Annotated in this window: 16 protein-coding genes; 5 read left to right on the top strand and 11 right to left on the bottom strand. The window is 72.7% G+C overall.

Features of this window, described 5'->3' with window-relative positions; genetic code table 11:
• Nucleotides 1–100: 100 nt before the first annotated feature.
• The gene (locus tag ACZ4VA_RS31170; RefSeq protein ID WP_356165283.1) at nt 101–565 is read left to right on the top strand and encodes a universal stress protein; all 465 of its coding nucleotides are present in this window, start codon (nt 101–103) and stop codon (nt 563–565) included.
• Between the two features lie 37 nt (nt 566–602).
• Here the strand turns inward: ACZ4VA_RS31170 and ACZ4VA_RS31165 are convergent, their stop codons facing one another.
• Nucleotides 603–1,757 (bottom strand): CapA family protein, encoded by a 1,155-nt coding sequence (locus ACZ4VA_RS31165; protein WP_468083350.1) that lies wholly within the window; start codon nt 1,755–1,757, stop codon nt 603–605.
• Nucleotides 1,758–2,081: 324 nt separating this feature from the next.
• Here ACZ4VA_RS31165 and ACZ4VA_RS31160 point away from each other — a divergent pair, with 324 nt between their 5' ends.
• The 3 genes from ACZ4VA_RS31160 (at nt 2,082) to ACZ4VA_RS31150 (ending at nt 4,090) form a co-directional block, all read left to right on the top strand.
• Entirely contained in the window at nt 2,082–2,630 is a 549-nt protein-coding gene (locus ACZ4VA_RS31160; RefSeq protein ID WP_355785920.1) for a sigma-70 family RNA polymerase sigma factor, read from the top strand.
• A gap of 135 nt (nt 2,631–2,765) precedes the next feature.
• On the top strand, nt 2,766–3,281 hold the full coding sequence (locus tag ACZ4VA_RS31155; RefSeq protein WP_468083347.1) for a hypothetical protein: 516 nt from the start codon (nt 2,766–2,768) through the stop codon (nt 3,279–3,281).
• A 158-nt stretch (nt 3,282–3,439) separates the two neighbouring features.
• Nucleotides 3,440–4,090, top strand: a complete 651-nt coding sequence (locus ACZ4VA_RS31150) for a zf-HC2 domain-containing protein (RefSeq protein WP_355785925.1) — start codon at nt 3,440–3,442, stop codon at nt 4,088–4,090.
• 11 nt (nt 4,091–4,101) lie between these two features.
• Here ACZ4VA_RS31150 and ACZ4VA_RS31145 read toward each other — a convergent pair whose 3' ends face one another.
• Together ACZ4VA_RS31145 and ACZ4VA_RS31140 are read right to left on the bottom strand one after the other, a co-directional pair.
• Nucleotides 4,102–4,962 (bottom strand): Fpg/Nei family DNA glycosylase, encoded by an 861-nt coding sequence (locus tag ACZ4VA_RS31145; protein WP_468083345.1) that lies wholly within the window; start codon nt 4,960–4,962, stop codon nt 4,102–4,104.
• Between the two features lie 36 nt (nt 4,963–4,998).
• Nucleotides 4,999–7,074 (bottom strand): SpoIIE family protein phosphatase, encoded by a 2,076-nt coding sequence (locus tag ACZ4VA_RS31140; protein WP_355785931.1) that lies wholly within the window; start codon nt 7,072–7,074, stop codon nt 4,999–5,001.
• A 170-nt stretch (nt 7,075–7,244) separates the two neighbouring features.
• Here ACZ4VA_RS31140 and ACZ4VA_RS31135 point away from each other — a divergent pair, with 170 nt between their 5' ends.
• Nucleotides 7,245–8,666 (top strand): lipase maturation factor family protein, encoded by a 1,422-nt coding sequence (locus ACZ4VA_RS31135; protein ID WP_356165274.1) that lies wholly within the window; start codon nt 7,245–7,247, stop codon nt 8,664–8,666.
• Here the strand turns inward: ACZ4VA_RS31135 and ACZ4VA_RS31130 are convergent.
• Genes ACZ4VA_RS31130 through ACZ4VA_RS31095 form a run of 8 tightly spaced genes read right to left on the bottom strand, consistent with a single transcriptional unit; the run spans nt 8,654 to nt 16,567 of the window.
• On the bottom strand, nt 8,654–9,493 hold the full coding sequence (locus ACZ4VA_RS31130) for an amidohydrolase family protein (protein ID WP_468083343.1): 840 nt from the start codon (nt 9,491–9,493) through the stop codon (nt 8,654–8,656). The two genes, ACZ4VA_RS31135 and ACZ4VA_RS31130, sit on opposite strands and share 13 nt — an antisense overlap.
• Entirely contained in the window at nt 9,490–9,804 is a 315-nt protein-coding gene (locus ACZ4VA_RS31125) for an L-rhamnose mutarotase (protein WP_356165268.1), read from the bottom strand. Before ACZ4VA_RS31125 ends, ACZ4VA_RS31130 begins: the two co-directional genes overlap by 4 nt.
• Nucleotides 9,801–10,793: an aldo/keto reductase gene (locus ACZ4VA_RS31120; protein WP_355787021.1), complete on the bottom strand. Its 993-nt coding sequence runs from the start codon at nt 10,791–10,793 to the stop codon at nt 9,801–9,803. The genes ACZ4VA_RS31125 and ACZ4VA_RS31120 overlap by 4 nt, the downstream gene beginning before the upstream one ends.
• Complete coding sequence (locus ACZ4VA_RS31115) at nt 10,790–11,563, bottom strand: SDR family NAD(P)-dependent oxidoreductase (RefSeq protein ID WP_355787024.1); 774 nt, start codon at nt 11,561–11,563, stop codon at nt 10,790–10,792. Before ACZ4VA_RS31115 ends, ACZ4VA_RS31120 begins: the two co-directional genes overlap by 4 nt.
• Nucleotides 11,560–12,915, bottom strand: coding sequence for an L-fuconate dehydratase (locus ACZ4VA_RS31110; RefSeq protein WP_355787030.1), 1,356 nt, complete (start codon nt 12,913–12,915; stop codon nt 11,560–11,562). Before ACZ4VA_RS31110 ends, ACZ4VA_RS31115 begins: the two co-directional genes overlap by 4 nt.
• Before the next feature lie 49 nt (nt 12,916–12,964).
• The gene (locus ACZ4VA_RS31105) at nt 12,965–13,999 is read right to left on the bottom strand and encodes an ABC transporter permease (protein ID WP_389391328.1); all 1,035 of its coding nucleotides are present in this window, start codon (nt 13,997–13,999) and stop codon (nt 12,965–12,967) included.
• A complete protein-coding gene (locus ACZ4VA_RS31100) occupies nt 13,992–15,494 on the bottom strand; it encodes a sugar ABC transporter ATP-binding protein (protein ID WP_468083339.1) in 1,503 nt (500 codons plus the stop codon). The genes ACZ4VA_RS31105 and ACZ4VA_RS31100 overlap by 8 nt, the downstream gene beginning before the upstream one ends.
• Nucleotides 15,491–16,567: a sugar ABC transporter substrate-binding protein gene (locus tag ACZ4VA_RS31095; RefSeq protein WP_452920632.1), complete on the bottom strand. Its 1,077-nt coding sequence runs from the start codon at nt 16,565–16,567 to the stop codon at nt 15,491–15,493. The genes ACZ4VA_RS31100 and ACZ4VA_RS31095 overlap by 4 nt, the downstream gene beginning before the upstream one ends.
• Nucleotides 16,568–16,701: the final 134 nt, after the last annotated feature.

Genomic DNA, 16,701 nt, shown 5'->3' with positions numbered 1-16,701 from the left:
CGATGGGACCATTCGCCGGCGCCACGGCGGCGGGGCCGCCGGTGTTCCGTGGACGGTGCGGCCGGTCGCCGGGCACCGGGCGTCCGATAACCTCACCGCCGTGACGGATCAGCAGCACTCGCATCAGTTCGAGCGGGGCACGGACGGGCCCAAGGTCATCGTCGTCGGCGTGGACGGCTCCGACTCCTCGCTCCGTGCGGCGGCGTACGCCGGTGGCCTGGCGCGCCGGCAGCACGCGCTGCTCGCGGTCGTCTACGTCCAGCCGGTGATGGCGGCGGGCGCGGCGCTCGGGGTCCCGGTCGCCGACACGACGGACGAGATCGCGGAGGGTCTGATCGCGCAGATCCGCGAGGCCACCGAGCGGGTCAAGGACATATTCGCGGTGCGCTGGGAGTTCCACACCTTCCGCGGCGACCCCTACAACGGCCTCGTCAAGGCCGCCGACGAACTCAAGGCGGACGCTGTGGTGGTCGGCGCGTCCGAGCAGGCCGGGCACCGGATCGTCGGCTCGGTGGCGATCCGCCTGGTGAAGGCGGGGCGCTGGCCGGTGACGGTGGTGCCGTAGCCGGCGAGGGCCTCCTCCGCGGACTCCCCTGGCTCCTCTACTTCCCCATGACGAGGCCGTCCTGGGCCGCGCCCCGGCTCAGGACGACGCCCCGGATCCGGTCGCGTACGGCGGCGGTGTCCGGGGTCTGACGGCCTGTGTGCAGCGGGACCACGCGTCCGGAGCGGACGTCGAACCACTGCGGGAGGAACTCGGCCCGCGTCACCTCCCAGCGGTCGCCCGGACGCGCGGGTGGGGCGAACGTGAACCGTCCGATGCTGCTCTGGTTGCCGCGCGGGTCCGGGAGGCCGTCGTGGCCGACCATCTGGCCGGCGATCTGGTCGCCCATGCCGTAGACGACCCAGGTGCCGTTGACCTTCTCGTAGGCCTGCGGGATGTGGGCGTGCGTGCCGAGGATCAGGTCGATGTCGGGGCGGGAGCCGGTCCGGGAGGCGGTGAGTTCCCGGGCCAGGGTCAGCTGCCGCTCGTCCGGCTCGTCCTGCCACTCGGTCCCCCAGTGCACCGACACGACGACCACGTCGGCGCCGGCCGCCCGTGCGGCGCGGGCGTCCGCGAGGATCCGGTCCCGGTCCATGAGGTTCACGGCCCAGGGCCGCCCGTCCGGGAGCGGGTAGCCGTTGGTGTCGTACGTGTACGCGAGGTGGGCGACGTCGGCGCCGCCGGCCCGCATGACGGTCGGGGCGCTCGCCTCGGCGGCCGTCCGGGCGGATCCCGCGTGGCGTACGCCGGCCCGGTCGAGGGCGTCGAGGGTGCGGTGGATGCCGGCGGCGCCGTCGTCGAGGCTGTGGTTGGAGGCGGTGGAGCAGCCGTCGTAGCCGGTGGCGGCGAGGCCCTTCGCCACCTCGGGCGGGGACTTGAAGGCGGGGTAGCCGCTGTAGTCGCCGTCGGCGCCGTACACCGTCTCCATGTGGCAGATCGCCAGATCGGCGCGCGAGACGACGGGCCGGGCCCCCGCGAGCATGGGTACGAAGTCGTGGCCGCCGCCGCCCGCGTCGGCCCGTGCCCGTTCGATGATCGAGCTGTGCGGCAGGACGTCCCCGGAGGCGACGAGGGTGAAGCCGCGCGCCGTCGCGGGCGCCGCCGGGTGTCCCGCATGCGGTGCCGGCGGCTTCTCGGCGGCCTGACAGCCGGCGGCGACGGCGACGAGTACCGCGCCGAGGCCGATTCCGGCCAGTCGCGCACGTGTGGTCATAGCGAGCCCCGATGTGATCGGATCATCATATTTATTGACACACATGCACATACACGGGCGATGCGAAGTCAACGCGCCACCCCAGCCCGTGCCCCGAACGGAGGACCCCCGCGGGCGCACGCGGTCAGCCCGCCGGCGCCCCACCGTGCGCGCCCGGAACCCGGGCCCCTGGAGACCGCGCGCACCCGGCCCCGCGCGACACGAGGCCCTCTCGCCGCCCCGGCGGACCGTTCGTCGTACCGTTCACCGACGGCATCGACCGCCCACCGCACATCCGCTCCCGGCCCCTGTCCCCGCCGGGCGCCACCCGCTGGCATACAGGCCATGACGGCCGGAACCACCACCATCACCCGCGGCACGACCGCGGAGCACGAGCTGGCCGCGTTGCAGCGCGAGCACGGGCGACCGCTCTTCGCGCTGCTGCTGCGGCTCTCCGACGGCGACCGGCAGCGCGCCGAGGACCTGCTCCAGGAGACGCTCGTCCGCGCCTGGCAGCACCCCGAGGCCCTGCGTGCGGACGACTTCGCCTCCGTGCGCCCCTGGCTGCTCACCGTGGGGCGACGGCTCGCCATCGACGCGCGGCGGGCCCGCCAGGCGCGTCCGGCCGAGGTCGGGGACGAGGTGCTGGAGAGCGCCCGGGTGTGCGCCGATCACGCCGAACGGTCCGCGGCGACGCTCGACGTGCGGGAGGCTGTGAAGACACTCACTCCCGAGCACCGTGAAGTCCTGGTGCAGGTGTACTTCCGGGGGGCGAGTGTGGCGGAGGCCGCGGAGGCGCTCGGGATTCCGCCCGGTACCGTGAAGTCCCGCGCGTACTACGCGCTGCGCGCCCTGCGCCGGGTTCTCCCGGGATACGCGGCCGACCTGCGGTGAAACCGAAGGATCAGTCAAGCCTTCGTAAAGCGCCTTGCTGAGGACCATGGTTGGGCCATCAGCTGTCCTCATCCGTGTTTCCGGACTGGGACCCGGGTCGGGCTGCGCGCACGAACCGGAGGAGGGCAGGAAGGGATGCTGCACAGAGGTCAAGAGAGCACGGGCGGCACCGACGGCGGCGAACTCGCCGTCCCGATGGCCTGGTTGTACGCCGAGTACATCGCCGACGAGCTGCTGAGAACCGGCGACCTGATGCCGCCGACGTCCTTCGAGTTCCGCGCCGGGCGCGACGCCCTGGCGCTGACGATCTTCCTGTCCGACACCGGCGGCGAGCTCTCCGGCATCCGCGTCGTCTCGCAGCTGGAGAACTGGCTGTCGCTCACGGCGTACGACCAGCCGTGGCAGGACTGGGTCCGCGAGCGGATGGCGCGCATGGAGAAGGAGGCCGCCGAGGCGGGCGGTCCGGCCCCCGACCTGGAGCTGGCGGCGGCCGCCCGGCGCTGGCTGGAGGAGACGGAGCTGCTCGCCCCCGACCTGGACGCGGTCCCCGGCGACGGCCCGGTTCCCGGCGAGGACGACGGACCCAAGGTGTGGACCCCGGCCTGGCAACTGGGGCTGCCACTCGGGCATCTGGCGATCCATCTCTTCTAGGAACGGAAAGTTCTTCGAATCCGACCAATCCGCGGGCCGCTCCGCTCCGAATATCTCTCCCGTTTCCTCAGGGGCCTTGAGTGATTCGGCGGTCCGGTGCGTACCGGTGGGCAACAGCAACACCACCCCCACCCAGCCCCCCGGCACGAGGATTTGGTATGAGGTCCCTGGAACGCCATCGCGACGTCGGCGCCTACACGCTCGGCGTGCTGGACGAAGCGGATGCCTTCCGCTTCGAGGACCACCTCATGGGGTGTCCGAGCTGCACCGCGCACGTGAGCGAATTCGGCCCCGCCGCGCGGCAGTTGCTGCTGTACCGCCGGGCGACGCCCCGTGCCGTGCATCCCTTCGCGGCCCCCGGGCCGCGCTTCCTCGACCGGCTGCTGGGCGAGGTGGCCGCACGCCACCGGGCCGGACGCAGGCGGTTGCTGTACGCCGTGGCCGCCGTCGTGGTGCTCGCGGCGGGCGGACCCGCCGTCGCCGTGGTGACGGCGCACGACTCCCCCGCCGACCGGGTCGCCGCGACCGACGCGGGCACCGGGGTGTGGGCGCAGGTCACCTGGGCGGACCGGGTCTGGGGCAGCGAGTTCGACGTGCAGGTCAAGGACGGTGAGGGCCCGCGGGCCTGCCGGCTCGTCGTGGTCGGCAAGGACGGCTCCGAGCAGACGGTGACGAGCTGGACGGCTCCGGCGCACGGCTCCGGCGCCGCCGCCATGCACGGCGGCGCCGCGTTCAGGCCCGGGGAGATCAGCCGGTTCGAGGTGCGCACGCGGGACGGCGAGCGCCTGGTGACGCTGAAGCCGCGCTGACCGGCCGGCGCCTACTTGAGCAGCCGGGACAGCCGGCGGTCCGCGAGCGGCTTCCCGCCGGTCTGGCAGGTGGGGCAGTACTGCAGCGAGGAGTCACTGAAGGAGACCTCGCGGATGGTGTCGCCGCACACCGGGCAGGGCTCGCCGGTGCGGCCGTGCACCCGCAGCCCGCTCTTCTTCTCCGCCTTGAGCCGTCCCGCGGCCACGCCGCGCGAGCGCTCGACGGCCTCGGTGAGCGTGGCGCGCAGTGCCTCGTACAGCCGCCGGGTCTCCTCGGGCGTGAGGGAGGCGGCCAGCTTGAAGGGCGACATCCTGGCCGCGTGGAGGATCTCGTCGCTGTAGGCGTTGCCGACGCCGGCGATGAGGCTCTGGTCCCGCAGCGCGCCCTTGAGCTGCCGCCGCTCGCCCGCGAGGAGCCCGGCGAACCGGTCTTCGTCGAAGTCGGCGGCGAGCGGGTCGGGGCCGAGCCGGGCCACGCCGGGGATGTCCGCCGGATCCCGTACGACGTACACGGCGAGGCGCTTCTGCGTGCCGGCCTCGGTCAGGTCGAAGCCCTCCCCGGTCTCCAGGGCCGTCCGCAGGGCGAGCGGGCCCTTGCCGGGGCGGGGCGAACCGTCGGGCAGGCTGTCGCGCCAGTGCAGCCAGCCCGCCCGGGCCAGATGGGTCACGAGGTGCAGGCCGTCCGCGTCGATGTCCAGGAACTTGCCGTGCCGGTGCACCGCGGTGACCTCGCGGCCCTCCAGCGCGGTGAGCGGAGGGTCGTAGGTCTTCAGGACGCTGATCGCGACGGGCAGGACACGGACGATCTCGCGGCCGACGAGATGGTCGGCGAGGAAGTCCTTGAGTGCTTCGACCTCGGGCAGTTCCGGCATACGTCCAGAGTGCCACCCGGCGCGGGCGGCGCCACGTCAGTCCCGCTCGGGGACGGTGAACTCGCACCACAGGCACTTGCCGCCGCCTCGGGCCTCCACGCCCCATCCGTCGGTGAGCAGATCGACGAGCAGGAGGCCGCGGCCGGAGACTCCGGACTCCCCGGCCTCGCGGCGGCGCGGCAGCGCGCTGGAGGAGTCCTCGACCTCCACCCGGAGCCTGCGGTCGGCGCCGCCGGTGAGCGCGCGGAGGGTGACGACGGCGGCGCCCTCGGTGTGCATGAGGGCGTTGGTGATCAGTTCGTCGGCGACCAGTTCGATCTCGTCGGCGCGGTCGTCCGCTCCCCAGGCGCGGACCGCGGCGCGGATCATGTGGCGGGCCTCGCGAAGGGCCTCCGGGTCGCCCGGCGCGACGTGCTGCTGGAGCCGTCCGCCGGTCTGCCGGGTGGGGCCGCGGCGGCGCAGCAGCAGGAGGGCCACATCGTCGTCGCCGCCGCGCTCCTCGGCGACGTCGATGAGCCGGTCGGCGAGCGCGCGTACGTCGTCCGGCCCGGAGCGGACCAGCTCGCGCAGGGTCCGCATGCCCTCGTCGAGGTCGATGCCGGGCTGTTCGACGAGTCCGTCGGTGTAGAGCAGCAGGGTCTGGCCGGGATCGAGTTCGACGGTGTCGACGGGGTAGGTGAGGCCTCCGAACTCCGCGGACAGGCCGAGCGGCAGGCCGCCCTCGACGGGCAGGCGGCGGCAGGTGCCGTCGGTGTGGCGCAGCATCGGGTCGATGTGCCCGGCCCGGACGACCTGGACGACGCCGGTGGACAGGTCGGCCTCCGCGTACAGGCAGGTGGCGAAGCGGTCGGTGTCGAGTTCGTGCAGGAAGACCGAGGCGCGGGCCATCACGGTGGCGGGCGTGTGCCCCTCGGCCGCGTAGGCGCGCAGCACGATGCGCAGCTGGCCCATGACGGCGGCGGCGTGCGTGTCGTGGCCCTGGACGTCGCCGATGACGGCGCCGACGCGTCCGCCGGGCAGCGGGATGAGGTCGTACCAGTCGCCGCCGATGTCCCGGCCGAGGGCGGCGGAGCGGTAGCGGACGGCGAGGTCGGCGCCGGGCACGCTGGGGATGGAGCGCGGCAGCATGGCCTGCTGGAGCCCCTGGGCGAGGTCCTTCTCCTGCTCGAAGAACATGGCCCGCTGGAGGCTCTGGGCGATGCTGCTGCCGAGGGCGACGAGGACGTTGCGCTCCTCCGCCGAGAAGCCGCGCCGGTCGTTGTAGAGCAGTCCGATGGCGCCGATGGGCCTGGCCTGCACGATGAGCGGCAGGTACGCGGCGGAGGTGATCTTCAGGTCGGTGATGTTCGGCCACAGCAGGGGGTAGGACTCGGCGAACTCCTGCGGCGACTCGATGAAGTGCGGGACCAGGGTCCGTACGACCTCGTTCATCGGGTAGGGCTCGTCGAGGCGGGTGACGCGGGTGCCGGGCACGTAGCTGTCCTCGGGGCCGGCGGCGACCAGGCGGACCCGGCCGGCTTCCAGGAGTCCCATGACGAGGCTGGTGGCGCCCAGGTGGGTGATGCCGTGGGTGCTCTCCAGGACGTCGATCACGTCCTGGACGGTGCGGGCGTGGGCGAGCGCCGCGGTGGTGATCTGCACGACGCTCGTCTGTTGCCGGCGGGCCCGGTCCTCGGCGGCCTGCTCGCGCCGCGCGGCGCTCTCGCTCAGCTCGTGGGTGGCGTCGCGGACGATGCCGAGGATCCTGCGGGGGCGGCCGGTCTCGTCGCGGTGGATGTAGCCCTGGGTGTGCGTCCACCACAGGGAGCCGTCGCGGTGCCGGACGCGGAAGTAGGCGCCGTAGTTGGCGCTGCCGTCCTTGAGGGCCTGGGAGACCATGGTGTCGAGGCCGTGGGCGTCGGCGGGCGGGACGCGTGTGCCCAGGGTCTGCGGGTGGCCGTCGTACTCCTGCGGGCTCATGTCGAACACGGCGAGGGCCTGGGCGTCCATGTACATCAGCGCGGTGTCCAGGTCCCAGTCGAAGCTACCCATGCGGTTGAGCGCCATGATCGGGTCCGGGTGGGCGGGCCAGTCGTCCGGGAGTGACAGGGCGCTCGCTCCCCGATCAACCATGCGCCCACCTTGCCAGGATTTACCCGATTGTTCGACTTATGGGCGCCCTTCGTGCGGTCTCCCGCGGGCTCCGGGACGCCGCCGGGACCGGTTGCGGCGTCCGGGTGAGTGTGGCGGGTGCCGACAGCGGTAACGCAGCGTCACACTGGAGGTGGAACGAGGAGGCGGTCGTGGAGTGGTTCTCGGCATCCGGGTACTGGCTGAGCCGGGCGGTCTTCCAGCGCTCGCTGGCCGGCGTGTACCTGGTGGCGTTCCTGACGGCGGCGCTCCAGTTCCGGGCGCTTCTCGGGGAGCGCGGGATGCTGCCCGTGCCCCGCTTCGTCGCCCGGGTGCCGTTCCGCCGCGCGCCGAGCGTGTTCCACCTCCACTACTCGGACCGGTTCTTCGCGCTCTGGTGCTGGGCCGGCTGCGCGGTGTCGGCGGCGCTGCTCGCGGGGCTGGACTCGCGTCTGCCCCTGTGGGGCGGCATGCTGCTGTGGCTGGTCCCCTGGGCCCTGTACCTGTCGGTCGTGAACGTCGGCCAGACCTGGTACGGCTTCGGCTGGGAGTCCCTGCTCCTGGAGGTCGGGTTCCTCGCGGTGTTCCTGGGCAACGACGAGGTGGCGCCGCCGGTCGTCGTCCTCTTCCTGCTGCGCTGGGTGCTGTTCCGGGTCGAGTTCGGCGCGGGGCTGATCAAGCTGCGCGGCGACGAGTGCTGGCGCAAACTGACGTGCCTGGACCACCACCACGAGACGCAGCCGATGCCGGGTCCGCTGAGCTGGTTCTTCCACCACCTGCCCAGACCCGTGCACCGCGTCGAGGTGGCCGCCAACCACTTCACCCAACTGGTGGTCCCGGTACTGCTGTTCGCGCCGCAGCCGGTCGCGACGGCGGCCGCGGCGCTGATGATCCTCACGCAGCTGTGGCTGGTCCTGTCGGGCAACTTCTCCTGGCTGAACTGGATCACGATCGTGCTGGCGCTGTCCGCAGTGCAGTTCCCCGTGTCGGCCCCGGACACCTCCGCGCCGCCGCTCTGGTACGAGGTCGTCGTCCTGGCCGTCGCCGTGGTGCTGCTGGCCCTGAGCTACCGCCCGGCGCGCAACCTCGTGTCCCGGCGCCAGGTGATGAACCGCTCCTTCGACCCACTTCATCTGGTCAACACCTACGGCGCGTTCGGCAGCGTCAGCCGCGTCCGCTACGAGGTGGTCGTCGAGGGCACCGCCGACGAGACGGCGCGGGAGGACGGTAACTGGCGGGAGTACGAGTTCCGCGGCAAGCCGGGTGATCCACGGCGCTGGCCACGGCAGTTCGCCCCGTACCATCTGCGGCTCGACTGGATGATGTGGTTCGTGGGCCTGTCCCCCGCGTACGCCGGGCCGTGGTTCGGGGTGCTGGTGGAGCGGCTGCTGGAGAACGACCGTGCCACGCTGCGGCTCCTGCGCCGTTCGCCGTTCCCCTCGGACAGCCCCCCGCGGTTCGTGCGGGCCCGTCTCTTCCGCTACCGCTACACGACCTGGCGGGAACTGCGCGAGACGGGCGCGTGCTGGCACCGGACATACGTGCGGGAGTTCCTGCCGCCGACGCGGCTGGACGCGGGCTCTCAGAGGCGGTAGACGCGGGTGGCGGTGCGGGTGAGGACGTCGGCGCGTTCACCGGCGCTCAGCTCCCGCGTCAACTCGCGTGCGGAGTCGACCACTTCGGCGTAGCTCGCGGCGAGGGTGCACACCGGCCAGTCCGAGCCGAACATCAGGCGGCCGGGGCCGAAGGCGTCCAGGACGGTGTCGGCGTACGGACGCAGGTCGCCGGTACTCCAGTGGGCGGGATCCGCCTCGGTGACCAGGCCGGAGAGCTTGCAGACGGTGTTGGGGAGGGCCGCGAGAGCCCGGACGCCGGAGGCCCAGGGCTCCAGCTCGCCGGAGGCGACGGGCGGTTTGCCGAGGTGGTCCAGGACGAACGTCAGCCCGGGCAGGGCGGCGGCCGCCCCGACGCAGGCCGCGAGCTGCCGCGGCAGGACGACCAGGTCGTACACGAGTCCCGCCGCCGCGACGGCCGCCAGTCCCCGCCGCACCTCGGGCCGCAGCAGCCAGGCCGGGTCCGGCTCCCCCTGGACCTGGTGCCGGACGCCCCGCAGGTACCGGCCGCCGGGCAGTTCCGCCAGCCGTGCCAGTTCCTCGGCAATGTCCGGGCGGGTCAGGTCGGCCCATCCGACCACTCCCCCGATCAGCTCGCTGCCCCGGGCGAGGAGCAGGAGTTCGGGAGTCTCCTCGGGGACGGTCACCGTCTGGACGAGCACGGTGCGTTCCACGCCCGCGGCGCCTGCCTGCGGTTCGAGGTCGCCGAGGGTGAAGTCCCGCCGTAGCGGCAGCAGTTCCGGACCGGTGATCCAGTCCTGGTCGCGGACGGAGAGGTCCCACAGGTGGTGGTGCGCGTCGACGCTCACGGCAGCTCCCACACGACGGGCAGGCCCGCGTCGCCGCCCGCGCGGGAGTAGTCGTGGACGACGTCGAGCAGTTCGGCCATGCGGGCCTGCCAGGCGACGTTCACCGGCAGCCTCTCCAGCTCGGCGAGCAGCCGCCGGTAGTCCTCGCACTCCAGGACGTGGAACAGGTCGGTGCCGCTGCGCCAGATCGTCCATCGCGTGGCCCCGGCGGCCCGGATCGCGGCGGTCAGCTCCTCGGGCACCTCGCGGTGGGCGGCCTCGTAGGCGGCGACGGCGTCCGCGCGGACCCTGGTGTGCAGGGCGACCCTCACGACGGCTGCTCCCCCGGTACGGGGACGGGGGCGTCCTCGGGCAGCAGGCGCTGCTCGCGCAGCTCCTGCCAGAAGGCGGCCGGCACCGGCGTCGCGAACTGCTCGGCGCAGTCCCGTACTTCGGCGGCCGAGCGGGCGCCGACGAGGACGCTCGCGACCGCCGGATGCGCCGCGGGGAAGGCGAGGGCGGCGGCGCGCAGCGTGGTGCCGTGCCGTTCGGCCAGGGTCTTCAGGCGCAGGGCCCGCTCCAGCAGCTCGTGCGGCGCCGCGGCGTAGTCGTACGTCGCTCCCGGTCGCGGGTCCGCCAGCAGGCCCGAGTTGAAGGCACCGCCGACGACGACGGAGGTACCGCGTTCCCGGGCCGCGGGCAGCAGGTCGGCCAGCGCCCCGTGGTCGAGCAGGGTGTAGCGGCCGGCGCACAGCACGACGTCGACGTCCGTCTCGCGCACGAAACGGGTGAGCATCGCGGTCTGGTTCATGCCCGCGCCGATGGCCCGCACCACGCCTTCCGCGCGCAGCTTCTCGAGCGCGGGGTAGCCCTCGCGGAACGCCTGCTCGGCGTGGTCGTCCGGGTCGTGGAGGTAGACGATGTCGACGCGGTCGACGCCGAGCCGGGTGAGCGCGGCCTCCAGGGTGCGCCGCACGCCGTCGGCGCCGAAGTCCCAGACCCGGCGGTGGCCGGCGGGCACGGCGAAGCCGTTGGCGAGGTCGTCGCCGCCCGCGTCGGTGGGCTCGAGGCGGCGGCCCACCTTGGTGGAGAGGACGTAGTCGGCGCGGGGCCGGTCGCGCAGGGCGGCACCGAGGCGGCGCTCGGAGAGGCCGAGGCCGTAGTGCGGGGCCGTGTCGAAGTAGCGGATGCCGGCCGCCCAGGCGGCGTCCACCGCCCGTCGTGCCTCTTCCTCGCCGACGGGGGTGTACAGGTTGCCGATGCCCGCCGCGCCGAAGCCGAGGGGGCCGGTCTCGACGCCGCTGCGCCCGAGCGGGCTCACCGGGCGGCCGGACGCGGTCGCAGCCCCTGCATGCCGCCGTCCACGGCCAGGGCGGTGCCGGTGGTGGCGCCGGACAGGGGGCTCGCCAGGTACGCGATGGCCCCCGCGACCTCGGCCGCCGACACGAGGCGTCCGGTGGGCTGCCGGGCTTCCAGCGCGGCCCGCTCGGCGCCGGGGTCGGGAGCCGCGTCGAGCAGGCGTCCCACCCAGGGGGTGTCCACGGTGCCGGGGTTGACGCAGTTGACGCGGATGCCCTCGCGGACGTGGTCGGCGGCCATGGCGAGCGTGAGGGAGAGGACGGCGCCCTTCGAGGCGGAGTACAGCGCGCGCTGGGGCAGGCCCGCCGTGGCGGCGACCGAGCAGGTGTTGACGACGGACGCGTGCGCGGACTCCCGCAGGGCGGGCAGGGCGGCGCGGGTCGTGCGCACGATGCCGAGGACGTTGACGTCCAGGACCCGGTGCCACTGCTCGTCGTCGTTGTCCTCGACCGTGCCCTGGGCGCCGATGCCCGCGTTGTTGACGAGCACGTCGAGTCCGCCCAGCTCCGTCAGCGCGGCGGCCACCGCCGACCGCACGGACGCGTCGTCGGAGACGTCGGCCCGGTACCCGAGCAGCGGGGCGGCCACCCCGCCCGGTTCGAGGTCGAGCACGGCGACGCGGGCGCCGCGGGCGGCGAGGAGTTCGGCCGCGGCCCGGCCGATGCCGGAGGCCCCGCCCGTCACGAGCGCCCTGAGACCCGTGAAGTCCCCGCGTTCCTGAGAGGCCGTCATGCCGCTTTCTCCTTCGGGTCGGTGCGTGACTGCTGTGCGAGGTCGGCTGCCCAGAAGGTACCTCCGGGGAAGGTGTACTCCGCGATGGACTCGGGCCGCATGGTGGCGGAGAAGCCGGGTGCGGTGGGCGCCGCGTAGTGACCCCCGCGGATCACCACGGGGTCGACGAAGTGGTCGTGCAGGTGGTCGACGTACTCGATGACCCGGTCGTCGGTGGTGCCGGCGAGGGACACGTAGTCGAACATCGACAGGTGCTGGACGAGTTCGCACAGCCCCACCCCGCCGGCGTGCGGGCAGACGGGTACGCCGTACTTGGCCGCGAGCAGCAGGATGGCGAGGTTCTCGTTGACGCCGCCGACGCGGGCCGCGTCGATCTGCAGGATGTCGACGGCGCCGGCCTGGAGCAGCTGCTTGAAGACGACGCGGTTCTGCACGTGTTCGCCGGTGGCGACCTTGACCGGGGCGACGGCCCTGCGGACCGCGGCGTGGCCGAGGACGTCGTCGGGGCTGGTCGGTTCCTCGATCCAGTAGGGCTCGAACTCGGCGAGGGAGTCGACCCAGGTGATCGCCTCGTCGACGTTCCAGCGCTGGTTGGCGTCGATCGCGACGCGGATGCCGGGACCGACCACCGAGCGCGCCACCCGCAGCCGGCGTACGTCGTCCGCGCGGTCCGCGCCGACCTTCAGCTTGATCTGGGTGAAGCCGTCAGCGACGGCCTGGGCGGCCAGGCGGGTCAGTTTCTCGTCGCTGTAGCCGAGCCAGCCGGGTGAGGTGGTGTAGGCGGGGAAGCCCTTCTCCCGCAGGGTCGCGGCGCGTTCCGCTGCCCCCTCCCGGCCGTGGCGCAGCAGCGCCAGCGCCTCCTCGGGGGTGAGGGCGTCCGTGAGGTAGCGGAAGTCGATCTGCCCGACCAGCCACCGCGGTTCGGCGTCCGCGAGGAGCTGCCACAGCGGCTTGCCCGCGCGCTTGGCGGCCAGGTCCCAGACGGCGTTGACGACGGCGCCGATCGCCATGTGCATCACGCCCTTCTCGGGCCCGAGCCAGCGCAGTTGGCTGTCGCCGACCAGGTCCCGGCTCAGCGAACCCGGGTCGGCGCACAGTTCGTCGACGGGGCGTCCGGTCACGTGTGCCCGCAGGGCCTCGATCGCGGCGACCTGGACCTCGTTGCCCCGCCCGATGGTGAACGTGAAGCCGTGGCCCTCGTGGCCGTCGGCCGCGTCGGTGCGCAGCACGACGTACGCCGCCGAGTAGTCGGGGTCGGGGTTCATCGCGTCGGACCCGTCGAGTTCGCGCGAGGTCGGGAAGCGGATGTCGTAGGTGTCGACCGCGGTGACGCGGGCGGCGGTTGGGGACACGGGAGGCCTTTCGGTCCGGGACTCGGGGCGTGCGGGCGTCGGCCGGGGGTCAGTCCTGGGCGCGTCCCGTCGTCAGGCGGGCGATCATCAGGGCGACGAGGATGATCCCGCCGTAGATGGCCTGGATCCAGAAGGACGGCACCTGGGCGAGGGTGAGCAGGTTCTGCACGACACCGAGGAGCAGGACGCCGGTGAGGGCGCCGAACATGGTGCCCTTGCCGCCGTCGAGGCTGATGCCGCCGATGACCGCCGCCGCGAACACGGTGAAGATCATGTTGTTGCCCTGGTTGGCGCTGATCGCCCCCACGTAACCGGTCTGCATGATCCCGCCGACCGAGGCGAGGACTCCCGCGACGACGAACACCCCGAGCATCACGCGCTCGACGCGGATGCCGGCCGCCCTGGCCGCGTCCGCGTTGCCCCCGATCGCGTACAGCGCGCGCCCGACCCGGTGGTACTTGAGGACCAGCCCGGCGACGCCGAACGCGACGGCGGCCAGCCACACGGACAGCGGGACGCGCAGGAAGGTGGTGGTGGCCAGGGAGAAGAACGCGTCGGGCATCCCGAACAGCGTCTTGCCCTTGGTGGCGCCGACCAGCAGGCCGCGCAGGATGATCAGCATCGCCAGCGTCACGATGAACGCGTTGAGTTTGAACTTCACGACGAGGATGCCGTTGAAGGCGCCGATGGCGGCGCCCACGACGAGGATCGCGAGCAGGGCCAGCGCGGCGGGGAGCTCCGCGCCCCAGCCGGACTGGGCGGCGGGCAGGACCAGGAGCGCCCCGACCGCCGGCGCGATGCCGACGACGGATTCGAGGGACAGGTCGAACTTGCCGGTGATGAGGACCAGAGACTCGGCGAGCACCACCATGGCGAGGGCGGCGGAGGCGCCCAGGACGGAGATCAGGTTGCGCTCGGTGAGGAAGGAGTCGTTGAGCACGGCGCCGAGGACGAGCAGCAGCAACAGCGCGGGGACGAGGGCGAGTTCGCGGGCGCGGCGCAGCAGGACGGACTGCCCGGCGCGGCCCGCGGGCGCGCGGACGGAGGCGGGGGTCGAGGCCGACGGGGCCTTCGTGTCAGCCATGGTCCACTCCTTCGATGGAGGCGATCAGCTCGTGGTCGCGCCAGCCGGCCGGGTGCTCGGCGACGACGCGGCCGTGGAAGAGGACGAGCACCCGGTCGCAGCGGCGCAGGTCGTCGAGTTCGTCGGAGACGACGAGCACGGCGGTGCCGTCCTCGCGGGCGCTGTCCATGCGGGCGAGCAAGGACTCCTTGGACTTCACGTCGACGCCCGCTGTGGGGTTGATCAGGACGAGGAGCCGGGGGTCGGAGGCGAGGGCGCGGGCCATGACGACCTTCTGCGCGTTGCCGCCGGAGAGGTCGGAGACTGGCTGTTCCGGGCCCTCGGTGTGGATGCCGAGGCGCCGGATCAGCTCGCCGGCGAGGCCGCGTCTGCGGTCGGTGCCGATGAAGCCGTGGCGGCCGAGACGGTCCGGGACGGTCATGGTGGCGTTGTCGCCGACGCTCATCGCGGGGACGAGGCCCTGCTCGTGCCGGTCACGGGGGACGCAGCCGACCCCGGCCCGCAGCGCCGCCCGCACGTCGCCGAACGGCAGCGGTTCGCCGTCCAGTCGGGCGGTGCCGGCGGTCGGCGTGTGCAGTCCCGCGAACGACTCGGCGAGCTGGATCTTGCCGCTGCCGCTGGACCCGGCGAGGCCGACGACCTCCCCCTGGCGGACGCTCAGGTCGACCTCCGCGTACGCCTCGGACGAGAGCCCCCGGGCGTCGAGCACGACGGGCGCGTCCTCGTCCACCGCGGCCGTGCGGACCGCGGCCCGTTCGGCGACGGCGAGGGACTCCCCGGCCATCGCCTCCACCAGTGCCGGGCGCGGGAGTTCGGCGACCGGTGCGGTGGTGATCCATCGGGCGTCGCGCAGCACGGTCACGGTCTGGCAGACCTCGTAGACCTCCTGGAGGTGGTGCGAGATGAACAGGAAGGTGACGCCGGAGTCCTGGAGCGCGCGCATGCGGGTGAAGAGGCGGTCGATCTCCCGGTTGTCGAGCTGCGCGGTCGGCTCGTCCAGGACGATGAACCGAGCGCCGAAGCTCAACGCCCGCGCGATCTCGACCATTTGGCGGTCCTCGACCTTGAGGTCCGCGGTCCGGGCGTCCGGGTCGACACGCACGTCCCAGGTCTCCAGCACCTCGGCCGCCTGTGCTCTGAGCCTGCGCCAGCTGATGAACCCGCCGCGGCCCACCGGCTGCCGGTTGACGAAGAGGTTCTCGGCGACCGACAACTCCGGTACCACGGTGGGTTTCTGGTAGACGCACGCCACTCTGCGGCGCCAGGCGTCGCGGTCGGCGAGCGGCGGCGCGCTCTCGCCGTCGAAGCGGACGGTCCCCTCGTCGGGCGCCTGGAGGCCGGTGAGGACGGCGACCAGGGTGGACTTGCCGGCGCCGTTGCGTCCGACGAGCGCGTGCGACTCCCCCGGCATGACGGTGAGCCGGCCGTCCCGGAGCGCGACGGTGGGACCGTACCGCTTGGCTATCCCCCGCGCCTCCACAAGTGGTGTGCTCATCCGACCGTGTTGCCCCACAGCTCGGCGTCGTCGACGTTGTCCTTGGTCACCAGCGGCGCGGGCAGCTGGTCCTCCAGGATTCCGCCGGGCAGCCTGACGATCTCCGAGTCGTGGTCGGTGGGACCGGGCTCGAACGTCTTCCCGCGCATCGCCGCCTTGATGTAGTACATGCCGTACTTGGCGTACGAGTCGGCGGGCTGCGAGACGGTGGCGTCGATCTGGCCCTTGCGGATGGCGTCGAACTCCTGCGGGATGCCGTCGTTCGAGACGATCGTGATGTGGCCCTTGGCACCCGTCGTCCTGAGCATGCCCTTGGACTTGAGCGTCTGCAGGGTCGGGGCGAGGTAGACACCGCCCGCCTGGAGGTAGATGCCCTTGATGTCGGGGTTGGCGTTCAGGAGGGTGTCCAGCTTCGAGGCGGCGGTGTCGGACTCCCACTTCGCCGGGATCTCCAGGACCTTCAGTTTCGGGTGCTTCTTCTTCACGCAGGTGCGGAACGCCTCGGAGCGCTCCCGGCCGTTGACGGACGCAAGGTCGCCCATGATCTGCACGACCTTGCCCGAGGTGATCTGCTTGCCCAGGTAGTCGCAGGCCTTCTCGCCGTAGGCGACGTTGTTCGCGCGTACGACCATGGCCACCTTGCCCTTCTCGGGGGCGACGTCGACGGCGACCACGGGGACGCCCTTGCGCTCGGCCTGGTCCAGCCCGGCGGCGATCGCGGCACTGTCCAGCGGGGCCACGACCAGGCCCTTCACGCCCTGGTTCAGCTGGTTGTTGATGTCGGTGATCTGCTGCGAGGGATCGCTGTTGGAGTTGACCGTCTTCAGCGCGTCCACGCCCTCGGACTTCGCCATCTTCGGCACGTAGTCGTTGTACGACTGCCAGAACGGCGAGGTCAGCAGGGGCAGGATCACCCCGACCTTGCCGCTGCCGTCGCCCTTCCCGCCGCCGCCGGCCGCGGTGTCCTTGGTGCTCCCGCATGCCGTGAGCGCGAGGGCGACGCAGACGGCCGCAGCCGCCGCACGCACCGCCCGTGACGTGCCTCGCCTGTTCCGCACAGTTCTGCCGGCCATCTGACGGCTCCTCATCGAGCGTGATCGAGCAGTGATCGGATGCTGGTCGAGCGCGTGGGCCTACGACCCCGGCACGGCCCCGGCCGGAAGTCCCTCTGCCGACCGCGACGAATATTTATCAGACCACTTGGGAG

Source organism: Streptomyces sp. NPDC028308, from assembly GCF_055565855.1.
This window is presented reverse-complemented; position numbering and strand designations above follow the sequence as displayed.